11 protein-coding genes and 1 pseudogene are annotated in these 12,853 nt (G+C 64.4%); 5 read left to right on the top strand and 7 right to left on the bottom strand.

Annotated elements, in window-relative coordinates:
- The 3 genes from trpD to moaC all read left to right on the top strand — a co-directional run.
- Positions 1-717 (top strand): anthranilate phosphoribosyltransferase (trpD, locus tag H8B02_RS18060; protein ID WP_229167466.1); only part of this gene is annotated, 717 nt, incomplete at its 5' end.
- Between the two features lie 10 nt (positions 718-727).
- A complete protein-coding gene (gene trpC / locus H8B02_RS18055) occupies positions 728-1,549 on the top strand; it encodes an indole-3-glycerol phosphate synthase TrpC (protein WP_229167465.1) in 822 nt (273 codons plus the stop codon).
- 4 nt (positions 1,550-1,553) lie between these two features.
- Positions 1,554-2,078: a cyclic pyranopterin monophosphate synthase MoaC gene (gene moaC / locus H8B02_RS18050; RefSeq protein WP_229167464.1), complete on the top strand. Its 525-nt coding sequence runs from the start codon at positions 1,554-1,556 to the stop codon at positions 2,076-2,078.
- Here the strand turns inward: moaC and H8B02_RS18045 are convergent.
- A complete protein-coding gene (locus tag H8B02_RS18045; protein WP_229167463.1) occupies positions 2,060-2,959 on the bottom strand; it encodes a LysR family transcriptional regulator in 900 nt (299 codons plus the stop codon). The two genes, moaC and H8B02_RS18045, sit on opposite strands and share 19 nt — an antisense overlap.
- Positions 2,960-3,055: 96 nt before the next feature.
- Between H8B02_RS18045 and H8B02_RS18040 the strand changes: the two genes are divergently transcribed.
- Both H8B02_RS18040 and H8B02_RS18035 read left to right on the top strand, forming a co-directional pair.
- Positions 3,056-3,877: an N-acyl homoserine lactonase family protein gene (locus H8B02_RS18040; protein ID WP_229167462.1), complete on the top strand. Its 822-nt coding sequence runs from the start codon at positions 3,056-3,058 to the stop codon at positions 3,875-3,877.
- A 170-nt stretch (positions 3,878-4,047) separates the two neighbouring features.
- Positions 4,048-6,780, top strand: a complete 2,733-nt coding sequence (locus tag H8B02_RS18035; RefSeq protein WP_229167461.1) for a bifunctional diguanylate cyclase/phosphodiesterase — start codon at positions 4,048-4,050, stop codon at positions 6,778-6,780.
- A 291-nt stretch (positions 6,781-7,071) separates the two neighbouring features.
- Here H8B02_RS18035 and H8B02_RS18030 read toward each other — a convergent pair whose 3' ends face one another.
- The 6 genes and pseudogenes from H8B02_RS18030 to H8B02_RS18005 all read right to left on the bottom strand — a co-directional run bounded on the left by H8B02_RS18030 (position 7,072) and on the right by H8B02_RS18005 (position 12,709).
- Positions 7,072-8,421: a S41 family peptidase gene (locus H8B02_RS18030; RefSeq protein ID WP_229167460.1), complete on the bottom strand. Its 1,350-nt coding sequence runs from the start codon at positions 8,419-8,421 to the stop codon at positions 7,072-7,074.
- Between the two features lie 181 nt (positions 8,422-8,602).
- Complete coding sequence (locus tag H8B02_RS18025; protein ID WP_229167459.1) at positions 8,603-9,790, bottom strand: NADH:flavin oxidoreductase/NADH oxidase; 1,188 nt, start codon at positions 9,788-9,790, stop codon at positions 8,603-8,605.
- A gap of 135 nt (positions 9,791-9,925) precedes the next feature.
- Complete coding sequence (locus H8B02_RS18020) at positions 9,926-10,198, bottom strand: hypothetical protein (protein WP_229167458.1); 273 nt, start codon at positions 10,196-10,198, stop codon at positions 9,926-9,928.
- A gap of 286 nt (positions 10,199-10,484) precedes the next feature.
- Positions 10,485-11,291 (bottom strand): annotated as a pseudogene (locus tag H8B02_RS18015) (ABC transporter substrate-binding protein); the annotation flags it as partial.
- A 15-nt stretch (positions 11,292-11,306) separates the two neighbouring features.
- Positions 11,307-11,498 (bottom strand): hypothetical protein, encoded by a 192-nt coding sequence (locus H8B02_RS18010; RefSeq protein WP_229167457.1) that lies wholly within the window; start codon positions 11,496-11,498, stop codon positions 11,307-11,309.
- A gap of 299 nt (positions 11,499-11,797) precedes the next feature.
- Positions 11,798-12,709: an amino acid ABC transporter substrate-binding protein gene (locus tag H8B02_RS18005; RefSeq protein WP_229167456.1), complete on the bottom strand. Its 912-nt coding sequence runs from the start codon at positions 12,707-12,709 to the stop codon at positions 11,798-11,800.
- Between the last annotated feature and the right edge of the window lie 144 nt (positions 12,710-12,853).

The following is a 12,853-nucleotide window of genomic DNA, read 5'->3' as shown; positions in this document are numbered from 1 at the left end:
GTGGCCGGCGCCGGCGTACCCGTTGCCAAGCACGGCAATCGCGCGCTGTCGTCGCGCTCGGGCGCCGCCGATGTGCTGGCCTCGCTCGGAGTCAAGCTCGACCTGACGCCTGCGCAAGTCGGGCGCTGCGTCAAGGAAGCCGGCATCGGCTTCATGTTCGCGCCTTCGCATCATCCGGCAATGAAGAATGTCGGCCCGACCCGGGTCGAGCTTGCTACCCGCACCATCTTCAACCTGCTCGGGCCGCTGTCGAACCCGGCCGGCGTCAAGCGGCAGATGGTCGGCGTATTCTCGCGGCAATGGGTGCAGCCGCTGGCGCAGGTCTTGAAGAATCTCGGCTCCGACAAGGTCTGGGTGGTGCACGGCTCCGATGGCCTCGACGAGATCACCCTCACCGGCCCGACCTTCGTTGCAACTTTCGAGAACGGCGAGATCAGGACATTCGAGGTGACGCCTGAGGAGGCGGGCCTCGGCCGCGTCGGCGGCGAGGCGCTGAAGGGCGGTGATGCCGACGCCAATGCGATCGCGCTGTCGAGCGTGCTCCAGGGCGAGCCGAGCGCCTATCGCGACGTCGCCCTGCTCAACGCTGCGGCCGCGCTGATCGTGGCCGGCCGTGCCAAAGATTTGAAGGAAGGCGTGGCGATCGGCGCCCAGTCGCTCGACAGCGGCGCGGCCGCGGCGCGGCTGAAGCATCTGGTCGCGGTTTCCAACGGTTGAGTGTGCAGAGATGTCCGACATCCTGACCAAGATCGAGGCTTACAAGCGCGAGGAGATCGCCGCTGCGAAGCGCGCGCGTCCGCTCGCCGAGGTCGAGGCGCAGGCCAAATCGGCCTCGGCCCCGCGCGGCTTCGTCCGCGCTCTCAAGGACAAGCACGCGCGCGGCGACTACGCGCTGATCGCGGAAGTGAAGAAGGCCTCGCCGTCGAAGGGGCTGATCCGTGCCGACTTCGATCCGCCGCTGCTCGCGAAGGCCTATGAGGCGGGCGGCGCAGCCTGCCTGTCGGTGCTGACCGATGCGCCCTCGTTCCAGGGCCATCTCGACTTCATGGTCGCGGCCCGCGCGGCGACCAATCTGCCGGTGCTGCGCAAGGATTTCATGTTCGACACCTATCAGGTCGCGGAGGCGCGCGCCCATGGCGCCGACTGCATCCTGATCATCATGGCCGCGCTCGACGACGTCGCTGCCGGGGAGCTCGAGGACGCCGCGCTGTCCTATGGGATGGACGTGCTGATCGAGATCCACGACCGCGCCGAGCTCGACCGTGCCCTGAAGCTCCGCTCGCCGATGATCGGCGTCAACAACCGCAATCTGCGCACCTTCGAGACCACACTGGCGACCAGCGAGGCGCTGGCGCCGCTGATCCCCCGCGATCGCCTGATGGTCGGCGAGAGCGGCATCTTCACACCTGAGGATCTCGCCCGCCTCGAGCGCGTCGGAATGTCGACCTTCCTTGTCGGCGAGAGCCTGATGCGCCAAGAGGACGTCACCGCGGCCACCCGCGCCTTGCTGACGCGGCAGGCGACATCGCGCGCCACCGGCACGCGCTGACGCGATGGCGCGGAAGACCAAAGCCAAGACGACCAAGGCCGAGCCGACCGGCACGGCCCTCACCCATATCGACGCCAAGGGCGAGGCGCGCATGGTCGACGTCTCGGCCAAGCCCGCGACCGAGCGGACCGCGGTTGCCGAAGGCCGCGTCCTGATGAGCAAGGCGACGCTGGCGCTGATCGAGTCCGGCCAGGCCAAGAAGGGCGACGTGCTGGCAACTGCGCGGATCGCCGGCATCATGGCGGCAAAGCGCACCTCGGATTTGATCCCGCTTTGCCATCCGCTGGCGCTGAGCAAGGTCACGATCGAAATCGCAACCGATGCCAAGCTGCCCGGCTGCATCGTCCGCGCCAGCGTCAAGGTGACCGGCCCGACCGGCGTCGAGATGGAGGCGCTGACCGCGGTTTCGGTCGCGTGCCTCACGATCTACGATATGATCAAGGCGGTCGAGCGCGGCGTGCGCATCGAAGGCATTCATTTGATCGAGAAGATCGGCGGCAAGTCCGGGCACTATCGCGCGGGCGCGTGATAGACAAGTTTCAGCGCTTCGACCAAATGGTCGAACATTGATCTCATGGGCGGACTCTTGCGCAAGTCCTGATGCATCGTGACCCAGACGTCGAGGCTCGGTGAAAATTCCTTAGGGAGGAGATGCACGAGTTGGGCGTCCTCGCGCACAACCGCGCGTTGGCAGATTCCAATTCCGAATCCCGCCCTAATGGCCGCCAACTGAAGAAGGGTGTTGTCGGACCGCAGTGCAAAGTCGTCCCGCCTCAATTGTAGACCGAGCCGATACAGGGCCCGGACAGCAGGGGTCTCGCGATCAAAGCCCACCAGGCAATGCCGTTTCAGCTCGCGTAAATTGGCGGGTTTGCCGTTCTTTTCCAGGTAGTTCATGTGAGCATGGAATCCCAGCCGAGCCTGGCCCACCTTGCGGGCGACGAGATCAGCCTGTGTCGGCCTCACCATGCGAATGGCGATATCGCAATCCCGCCGCAACAGGTCTTCCAATCGGTCCGAAGCGGAGATCTCGACGACCAATCCCGGCTGGCTCCGCTCCAATTCAGTAAGAATTGGCGGAAGAATCTCCGTCGCAACAATCTCGGAGGCCGCGAGGCGGACGACGGTGCGAGGCTGGCCCGCCTTGCTCGAAATCGCTCTCAGCAATGTTTCGGCGGCGGTGGCCATGGCCAAGGCGTGCGGCTGCGCAACGGCGGACGCCGCGGTCGGCTTCAGGCCATCCTGGGCGCGCGTGAAAAGCGGCATCCCAAGAGTGGCCTCGAGCTCACGGATGTGCCGGCCGACGGTTGGCTGGGTGAGGTTGAGGGAGCGCGCCGCACCCGAGAGGCTCCCCTCGCGCAGGACGGCCAGAAATGACCTGTACAGTTCCCAGCCCGGATTCTTGTCCATGCATTTTTGTATACCAACTCAAGAACCTTCGACAATTCCGTTCATCCGGAGGAGCGCGTATTTCGGGTCCACCAACCGCCATAACGAGACACCCAGATGCGCATCCATGCTATTCAGACAGGAACCGTCAAAATCAAAACCGCCCAGGTCGAAGGCCGAGGCCACGGCCTCATCGACGTATTCCTCGATCCGAATTGGACCGACTGGGTGCCGACATTCGCTTGGGCGATCGAGCATCCTGAAGGCGTCATTGTCGTCGACAGCGGCCAAGGGACACATCTGTTGGAGCATTCGCGCGAGCTCAATCCCTATGTGAGATGGGAGGTCGGCTTCCAAATCGAGCGCGAGCAAGAGATTGGGCCGCAGCTCCGGGCCTTGGGGATTGGTCCCCGCGATGTAAAGAAAGTCGTGCTCACTCATTTGCATATGGATCACGACGGAGGTCTCGCGCACTTCCCCAACAGCGAAATCATTGTCCCGGCCGATGAACTCGCGCAGGCTCGCGGATTGCTTGGGCGTGCGCGGGGGTATCTGCCCCATCGTTGGCCCAGTTGGTTCGACCCAACGCCGGTCGAACTGCCAGCAGAACAGTTTGGCTCGTTCAAGCGCAGCCAGCGGCTTACAAAGGCGGGCGACATTGTTGCGGTGGCAACGCCTGGACACACACCAAACCATATGTCCGTCATTGTTCAGGATGGCGACACCGCAATTTTCCTCGCCGGCGACACCTCATACAATCAGGCGCTCATGCTTTCAGGCACGGTCGACGGGGTCAGCGGCGACGCCGCTATCGCAAAAGCCACACTTGATGCCATCAAGACTTTTGCGCGAAGCCGTCCGACAATCTACCTGCCGACGCATGATCCGGAATCGGGTCTCCGCCTTGTCAACCGGCAGCTTGTCGTATCGGCTGGTTAATCGAACGGCGAGCGCGCACGTGCGAGGGGCGGCAGCGCCAACCCATCCAGGCAACCATTCGTTAACCAATCTCGCTAACCGGCGCTCCATCTCGTTTGGATACGACTTTCGCGGGCCGGAGGTGTACCAAACCTACTTCCGGGTGAAACGCCTGGAAGCGATAGCGTCAGATGAATCCAAACGGCAGCGCCTCGTTCAACGTCACCTCGGTGATCGGCAGTGGTCCGATCCGCTGGCTGATCCTTGGCGGCGCCGTGCTGATGGCCGCGATCGCGATCGGCGCCACCCTGATGGCCGAGAATTTCCGCGAGCGCGCCTTGCACAACAGCGAGCGCGAGCTCGAGAACACCGTGCTGCTGCTGGCACGGCATTTCGACCAGCAGCTCGACGACCTCGAGGTGGTCCAGCGCGACCTGATCGCGTTCATGCGCGACAACGGGATCGCGACGCCGGAGAACTACAAGCGCCGGATGTCGGCCGCCGACATCCATGCGATGCTCAAGTCCAAGATGGACGCGCTGTCCAATGTCGGCAGCCTCAACGTGTTCGACGCCGATGGCGTGCTGATCAACAGCTCGGGCGCCTGGCCGCTGCCGCAGGCCTCTATCGCCGATCGCGACTATTTCAATATCTTCAAATCCAGCCCCTACTCGCCCGACATGATGGTCGCGCCGGTGGTCAGCCGCGTCAGCGGAAACTGGACCACCGCGATCGTCCGCAAGGTCACGGGCCCGCATGGCGAGTTCCTCGGCGTGGTCGGGCGCGGCATCGAGCCGGCGACCTTCGAGAAATTCTTCTCGACCGTTGCGCTCGGCGAAGGCGCTGCGATCTCGATGCACCATCGCGACGGCACGCTGCTGGCGCGCTATCCCCATGTCGAGGAGATGATCGGGAAGAATTTTCGGAGCGGCCCGGCCGGTCAGCAGCAGGTGTTCGAGCTGCCGCAGAGCACTTCGCGGCTGACCAGCCCGGTCGACGGCAAGGACCGCCTGGTGTCGTCGCGGGCGCTCACCAAATTCCCGATCGTCGTCGTCGCCACCACCACCACGGACGCGGCGCTCGCCAATTGGCGCGAGCAGATCGGCATCCTGATCGCGGTGACCGCAGCATCGGTGCTGGCGATCGCGATCCTGCTCACGCTGGTGGTGCGCAAGCTGTTGCAGCAGCACCGCACCCAGCAGCAGCGCCTGACGCTGGAGAAGCTCCGGCTCGACACCGCCGTCAACAACATGACGCAGGGGCTGTTGCTGTTCGATGCCGCGCAGCGGCTGGTGATCTGCAACAAGCGCTATATCGAGATGTACGGATTGTCCGCCGACGTCATCCGGCCCGGCTGCAGCTTCCGCGACGTCATCGTGCATCGCCACCTCACCGGCTCGTTCCAGGGCGACGTCGAGCGCTACGTCAACCTCGTGCTGCGCGACGTCGGCATCCGCAACACCATGGTGATCGCGACGCCGGACGGGCGCTCGATCCAGGTCGTCAACGAGCCGCTGGCCGATGGCGGCTGGCTTGCGACCCATGAGGACGTCACCGAGCGCCGCCGCGCCGAGGAACGCATCACGCATCTTGCCCACTACGATGCTCTCACCGACCTGCCGAACCGCGCGCTGTTCCACGAGGAGATCAAGCGCGAGCTGCCGCACGTCACCCCCGACAGCCAGCTCGCGGTGCTCTATATCGACATCGACGAATTCAAGGGCGTCAACGACTCGCTCGGCCACATGGTCGGCGATGAGCTGCTCAAGTCCGTTGCGCGGACGCTATCCGGCGTGATCGGCGACGGCGATTTCGTCGCCCGGCTCGGCGGCGACGAATTCGCGATCGTGCAGACCGGCGTGAAGAACGAGGTCGAGGTCACCGACCTCGTCGCGCGCATCTACGAGGTCATCCGCTCGCCCTATCAATGCCTCGGCCATCAGGTCACGACCGACGCCAGCATCGGCATTGCACTGGCGCCGAAGGACGGCGCCGATCTCGACCAGATATTGAAGAACGCCGACCTTGCGATGTATGCAGCGAAGTCGGCCGGCCGGCGCGTCTCGCGCTTCTTCGAACCGGCGATGGACGCCGATGCCCGCGCCCGCCGCGAGCTCGAGGTGGAGCTGCGGCAGACCATCGCCGCGGGCAGCGGGCTCGAAGTGTATTACCAGCCCTGCGTCGACCTGCGCAGCAACGAGATCACCGGCTGCGAGGCGCTGGTGCGTTGGCGCCATCCGATGCGCGGCATGATCTCGCCGGCCGACTTCGTGCCGATCGCCGAGGAGACCGGCTTGATCAACCAGCTCGGCGAATGGGTGCTGATGACGGCCTGCAAGGAAGCGGTGAACTGGCCCGACCCTGTCAGGCTCGCGGTCAACGTCTCGCCGGTGCAGTTCCGGACCGGCACGCTGGCGCTCAAGGTGATCGCCGCGCTGGCGGCATCGGGCCTGTCGGCGGGCCGGCTGGAGCTCGAGATCACCGAGGCGGTGCTGATCCGCGACGACGAGACGGCGCTGGCCGCGCTGCATCAACTCCGCGCCATCGGCATTCGGATCGCACTCGACGATTTCGGCACCGGCTATTCGTCGCTGAGCTATTTGAAGCGCTTCCCGTTCGACAAGATCAAGATCGACCGCTGCTTCGTCACTGACATCGCCGATCCGCAAGGTTCGGCCGGCATCGTCGAGGCCGTCGTCAACATCGCCGCCGAGCGCAGCATGACCACGACGGCGGAAGGCGTCGAGACCGCACAGCAGCAGCAATTGCTGCGCGAGCTCGGCTGTTCGGAAATGCAGGGCTATCTGTTCAGCCCGCCGAAGCCGGGCGCCCAGATCCGCGAGCTCTTGGCCGGCCATCGCCGTGGCCCTGCTGCGGGTCCGAGCGTCGCGCGCCGGCGCAGGCCTGTCGCCGGCGCGGCGTAAGGCTTCTCGGACGTCGCGAGCCCGGAGCGGGCGCCTGTACAATTTCGGAATATTGGAAGAAAACCCTGAAATTGCCCGACGTGTCAAATTGCCTGGTCGAGCGCCAGCCACCACCGGCTACTTTGCATGGGGTTGTTTTCGATATTTTGGCGGCTGCGTAGCCCGGATGGAGCCAACGGGTCGCGCGAACGCGCGCCCGATGACAGGCTCCGCGCAATCCGGGGACCTTTGCAAACGCACAGACCGCTCCCGGATTTCGCTTCGCTCCATCCGGGCTACATGGGTCAGGCTCTAGTTCGGCACCGGCCGCTTCTGCGCGGCCTTGTCCGCGTTCTTGGCGTCGGCGTTGACGGTGACGCCGCGCAACTGGTTGAACGCCGCGGCCAGCGCCTTGTCGTTCTTCTCATCCGGCGGCACGTAGGATTGCGAGCCGGTCTGCTCGGCGCCTTCGGCGGAGAGGTGGCCGCGCATCGAGGCCTCGCCCTTGATCTCGGAGCGGGTCTTGAACTCGTCCGGCACGTCCTGCAGCACCTCGATGTCGGGCTTGATGCCAAGCGCCTGGATCGAATGGCCCGACGGGGTGAAATAGCGCGCGGTGGTCAGCGCCAGCGCGCCATTGCCGGCGCCGAGCGGAATGATGGTCTGCACCGAGCCCTTGCCGAACGAGCGGGTGCCGATCAGCGTCGCGCGCTTGTGGTCGTGCAGCGCGCCGGCGACGATCTCGGAGGCCGAGGCCGAGCCGCCATTGATCAGCACCACGAGCGGCTTGCCCTTGGTCATGTCGCCGCCATGGGCGGTGAAGCGCTGGGTCTCTTCCGGATTGCGGCCGCGGGTCGAGACCACCTCGCCGCGCTGCATCAGCGTCGAGGTCACCGAGACCGCCTGGTCGAGCAGGCCGCCCGGGTTGTTGCGGAGGTCGACGACATAGCCGTCGAGCTTGTCCTGCGGGACCTGCTTCTGGATCTCGCCGATCGCCTTGCGCAGGCCTTCGGTGGTCTGCTCGTTGAACGAGGTGATGCGGATATAGCCGATATCGCCGCCCTCGACGTGATACTTCACCGGGCGGACGCGGATGATCTCACGGGTGATCGAGACCTCGATCGGCTTGTCGGCGTCCTTGCGGATGATCTTCAGCCGGATCGAACTGTTGGGCGCGCCCTTCATCTTGTTGACGGCCTGGTCGAGCGTCAGGCCCTGAATCTGCTCATCGTCGATCGAGGTGATCACGTCGCCCGACATGATGCCGGCGCGCGAGGCAGGCGTGTCGTCGATCGGCGCCACCACCTTGACGAAGCCGTCCTCCATCGTGACCTCGATGCCGAGCCCGCCGAACTCGCCATGCGTGGTCTCCTGCATCTCCGCCCAGCCCTTCTCGTTCATGTAGCGGGAGTGCGGATCGAGCGAGGAGATCATGCCGTTGATCGCCCCTTCGACGAGCTTGGAGTCCTCGGGCTTCTCGACGTAGTCGGTCTTGATCTTCTCGAACACCTCGCCGAACAGGTTGAGCTGCGAATAGGTGTTGTCGACATGCGCGGCGGCATTGGCGACGGCGAACAGATGCGCCCCCTGCGGCGAGGCCACGAGCAGGGTGAGACACGCTCCCGCAGCCGTCCCGAGGAAGAAGCCAACATGTTTGCGCATTATCCGCGATCCTTTTTCGCTATCGGCCGGCCACGTTCCGCAACGTTCGCCTGCCCCACCCCAGGCACCACACAACGGCTTTTTGGTCGGATCAAGGCCGCCCTTGTCACTGGACCATTACGGTCCTGTCACGATGCCCTGGTCAGCCCCAAAATCAGCATTTAGTCAGCACCACGTCAGCCTAAGTCAGCTCCCGGTCGGCCTCTGGCCCAGCCTCCTGCAACCCGTTCTGCCAGGTCGATGGCCGGGTCCCGAATCCGCGCTTGGCCCGGGTGCCCAGCCAATAGCCAAACTGCGGAGGAACATGGCGAAATGGCCCTTCAACCCCGAGTTTTAGCGCGGCGTCCATCGGCCAGTTGGGGTTATTGAGGATTTCCCGGCCGACCGCGATCAAATCTGCTTGTTTGTCACGCAGGATTTGCTCGGCCTGGTCACCATGGATGATCAGGCCGACCGCCATGGTCATGATATCGGCGTGCCGGCGCACATATTCCGCCAGCGGCACCTGATAGTTGTATTTGATCTCCTTGCCCAGGATCGGCGCCATCTCGCTGATTCCCCCGGACGAGCAGTCGATCACATCGACGCCCCTGGGCTTCAGGATCGCCGCCAGCCGCGTGCTCTGCTCCGGACCCCAGCCGGCATTGTCCTCGACCGACAGCCGCACGAACAGCGGCTTGTGATCCGGCCAGTGTGCGCGCATGGCCTCGGTCACCTCGATCAGGAAGCGCATCCGGTTGGCTTCCGAGCCACCATATTCATCGCTGCGCTGGTTCGCGCGCGCGGAGAGGAATTCGTGCACGAGATAGCCATGGGCGCCGTGCAGTTCGAGCACCTCGAACCCGGCCTCATGCGCGCGCCGCGCCGCCTGCCCCCAGGCCGCGACGAGGTCCTTCACCTCATGCGTTTCCAGCGCGCGCGGCACCGGCCAGCGCTCGCTATGGGCGATCGCGCTCGGCGCCACCGGCGTCCAGGCATCCCAATCCTCGATTGCGGCGCTGCGTTCGAGCGGACGGTCGCCCTCCCATGGGCGGCTCGCGCGCGCCTTGCGGCCGGAATGGCCGAGCTGGATGCCGGCCACGGCGTTCTGCTGCTTGATGAAGCTGACGAGCCGGCTGAGCGGCGCGATGAACTTGTCGTCCCAGATGCCGAGATCGCCGATCGTCCCGCATCCGCGGCGCTCCACCTTGGTCGATTCGACGATCACGAGACTGGCGCCGCCGGCGGCGAACTTGCCGGCATTCATCAGATGCCAGTCGGTCGGAAAGCCCTTCTCGGCCGAATACTGATGCATCGGCGGCACCACGATGCGGTTCTTCAGCGTGACGCCGCGGATGGTCATCGGCGAAAACAGCAGCATGTCGGACATCGCTTCCTCACTTCACGTCGTTACCCGGCACGCGGGACCGATCTTGCATTTGCCGCCGACGATATACGCCCCGCGCGATGGCCGATAGGGCGCGCGGCGCGCAACACCGAGGCGACATCGATCAACGAGCTGTTCCTATTCAGCGGGCTTCCGGTTCGCCGACAGGTCGGTCGGGCAGTTCAGCCCGCATGCGATCGCTTTCTTCTGGTCAGCAACACGCCAGACCAGCAGCGCGACCAGGACGATGATGGTGACGGTGAGCTTGGCCAACGTGTCGTGATTCAATTTCAGCTCCGAGCAACAATCCGCATGAGCGACAATCAACAGCTGCAAACAAAAGTGGCGCAGCCCCTCGGAGGCCGTGCCCGGCGCGTCTACCAGACCCGCATTCGATCTGGTCACCATCATGGTACGGAGCTGACGTGGCCTGCAAGCTTTCCGCTCTGCATGGCAGCACGGCACAAGCCAGCCGCGGCCCTCCTGGAACTTTCTCGTCTGTGTGCCGTTCGGTGGCTGTGCCCTGATCATTGCCCCAGAGGCACACAGCACCTCCTGCGACCCCAGCCGTCACGCTGGGGTCGTAAATATCTGCCGTTCCAGCAGGACCGGAATTTTGCGCTGAAGAATGCCGCGATCTCCGGGAACCGGCCCGTCCTTCACCTGGCCCATATGGGCTACATTCTCACGATGGCCGTCAACTCCGCGCAAGCCTTGCTGCGCCCGCGGCGATCGCATCGTTGAAGCTCGTATCCCAGAATTTTCCAACCTCCGTGCGCGCGTCGAGCACGCCGAGCTTGAGAAAGGTGTCGGCGACCTTCTGGTGGGTGTCCGGCACGTCAGGGCTCACTCCGGCGAGCGAGAAGTCGTCGCTGCGGCGTGCGAACTGGTCGAGAATGTCCTGCAATGGCAGATGGGTTTCGGCCACCTGCGCTTCGGCATAGACGCGAAAATTCTTGTTGGCGAACGCATAGGCGCGCTGGATGCGCAGCAAGAGATCGGTCACCGCCGCGTGGCGCAGCGGATCGTCGGCCGCCTTCGGGTTGGCGTAGATCGGGAAATTGCCCGAGAGATAGCCGACGCCGGTCTTGAGCAGCCGCGCGCCCTGCTTGGCGATGGCGAGCTGTCCGTTATAGCCATAGATCGCCCAGGCATCGAGCTTGCCGGAAGCGAATGCCGAGTAACCGTCCGACGGCGTCAAATTGATCGCCTCGATATCGCCGAACGCAAGGCCCGCTTCCTCGAGCTGCTTGGCGAGGAAGTAATGTGCCGTTGTCGTGCGGACATAGCCGACGCGCTTTCCCTTGAGGTCGGCGATCGAATGGATCGGCGCATCCTTCGCCGCCACCGTGACCTGGATGTTGAGGTCCTCATGGGTGACGGCGATGAACCGCACCTTGGCGTTCTGGCGCGCGGCGAACATCGCGGGGATCTCGCTGCCCGAACCGATGTCGAGCGCATCGCCGTTCAGGGCCTCGATGTGGAGGACGCCGTTGTTAAGCTCCTTCCATTCAACCTTTTAAGGCGTCTTGTCCTCGCCGGCGGCCTGCAGCAGCGGACGCCAGCCGCCCTTGTAATAGGCCACACGCAAGGTGACGCCGCCGAGATCGGGACCAGCGCCCGCCCCGGTTTCAGCGCGAACGCTGCCCGCAACCAGACTTCCGGCGAGAACGCCGAGCGCGGAACGTCGTGAGAGGGATGGCATGGTCACCGGCGCAGGCTCCTGATCAGCAGTCACAACGCTGCAAGATTAGGAGAAAAACTGCCGATGTATATGAGACGCTAATTCGTTTTTGGCCGCGCGCGCGAAAAGCCCTTCCAAGGATCAGCGGCTTGGCGCGGTGATCTGTTTTCCGGTCGTGCTATCGCGCCTCGGCGTAGCCCGGATGAGCGCAGCGATATCCGGGCCGCTCGCTCAGTTCACGGTGACGTCCCCGCATATCGTGGAGCCTGTCATCGGGCGCGCGTTCGCGCGACACGTTGGCTCATGCGGGCTACGGTCGACCGCAGCTACTTGGCAACCTCGTACACGTCAGGATCGAAGCTCGAGCTCGGATTCTTGAACGCGTTGCGCAGCGCCGGCGAGATCGGGACGTTGTAGTTGATGCCGTTCGGCGGGGTCGGCGCTTCCAGCCACCTCTTGTACATGACCTCGATCTCCGGGCTCCCATAGAGCTCGGCCGTCGCGCGGTCGGCGAGCGCCTTGAACGGCGCGTCCTCCCTGCGCAGCATGATTCCAAACGGCTCCGCCTTCGAGAAGGCCTCCTCGCTGATCATGTAGAGCGCCGGCTGCTTGGATCGCGCGATCGCCACCGCCAGCTGCACGTCGTCGAGCGCGTAGGCCTGGGCGCGATCGGTCTCGAGCATCAAAAACGCTTCGGCCTGGTCCTTGGCCGGCTGAACGTTGATGCCGAGCTTGCGTTCGGTATTGACCTTGATGAGCTGCGTCAGGTTCACCGAGCCCGCAACGGCGGTGACCGACTTGCCCTTGAGGTCGTCGATGGTGTTGATGCCGGAGGATTTCTTGGCCGCAAAGCGCGTCGCGCTCAGGAAGTGCGAGTTGGTGAAGGTCACCTGCTTCTGGCGCTCGGCGCTGTTGGTGGTCGCCGAGCAATGCAGGTCGATGGTGCCGTTGACCATCAGCGGGATACGGTTCGACGAGGTCACCGGGAGATAGTCGACCGCGATGTCGGGCATACCGAGCTCCTTCTTCACGGCATCAACGATCTTGAGGCAGATATCGAGCGCGAAGCCGATCGGCCGCTGATTGTCGTCGAGATAGCTGAAGGGAACGGAGGCCTCCTGAAAGCCCAGCGTGACCTTCCTGGTCTCCTTGACCTTCTGCAGCGTGCCCGACAGCTCTTCGGCTGCCACGGGGCTTGCGGCGAGCGCGAGAGCGAAAAGGACGGCGGGCAAACGCATCGGCAGCTCCTGGGCGGTGATCAGATGGCGGTGATAGCCCACACACGGGCCCGGCGATAGAAGATGATGTGTCTATCAGCCATCGCGCTTTGCTATGGTCCGCCTGCCGAGCTTGCGACCACAGCCCCGAGACATCCTCACCCG

The organism is Bradyrhizobium altum (assembly GCF_020889705.1).
In the GTDB taxonomy this organism is placed as follows: Bacteria; Pseudomonadota; Alphaproteobacteria; order Rhizobiales; family Xanthobacteraceae; genus Bradyrhizobium; species Bradyrhizobium altum.
Note: the sequence above shows the minus strand (reverse complement) of the source record. Positions and strands in the feature narration are given on the sequence as shown.

Bases quoted from the DNA above. Each gene is read 5' to 3' on its own strand.
- trpC (WP_229167465.1), top strand. From the start codon at position 728: ATGTCCGACATCCTGACCAAGATCGAGGCTTACAAGCGCGAGGAGATC.
- moaC (WP_229167464.1), top strand. From the start codon at position 1,554: ATGGCGCGGAAGACCAAAGCCAAGACGACCAAGGCCGAGCCGACCGGC.
- H8B02_RS18045 (WP_229167463.1), bottom strand. From the start codon at position 2,959: ATGGACAAGAATCCGGGCTGGGAACTGTACAGGTCATTTCTGGCCGTC.
- H8B02_RS18040 (WP_229167462.1), top strand. From the start codon at position 3,056: ATGCGCATCCATGCTATTCAGACAGGAACCGTCAAAATCAAAACCGCC.
- H8B02_RS18035 (WP_229167461.1), top strand. From the start codon at position 4,048: ATGAATCCAAACGGCAGCGCCTCGTTCAACGTCACCTCGGTGATCGGC.
- H8B02_RS18030 (WP_229167460.1), bottom strand. From the start codon at position 8,421: ATGCGCAAACATGTTGGCTTCTTCCTCGGGACGGCTGCGGGAGCGTGT.
- H8B02_RS18025 (WP_229167459.1), bottom strand. From the start codon at position 9,790: ATGTCCGACATGCTGCTGTTTTCGCCGATGACCATCCGCGGCGTCACG.
- H8B02_RS18020 (WP_229167458.1), bottom strand. From the start codon at position 10,198: ATGATGGTGACCAGATCGAATGCGGGTCTGGTAGACGCGCCGGGCACG.
- H8B02_RS18005 (WP_229167456.1), bottom strand. From the start codon at position 12,709: ATGCGTTTGCCCGCCGTCCTTTTCGCTCTCGCGCTCGCCGCAAGCCCC.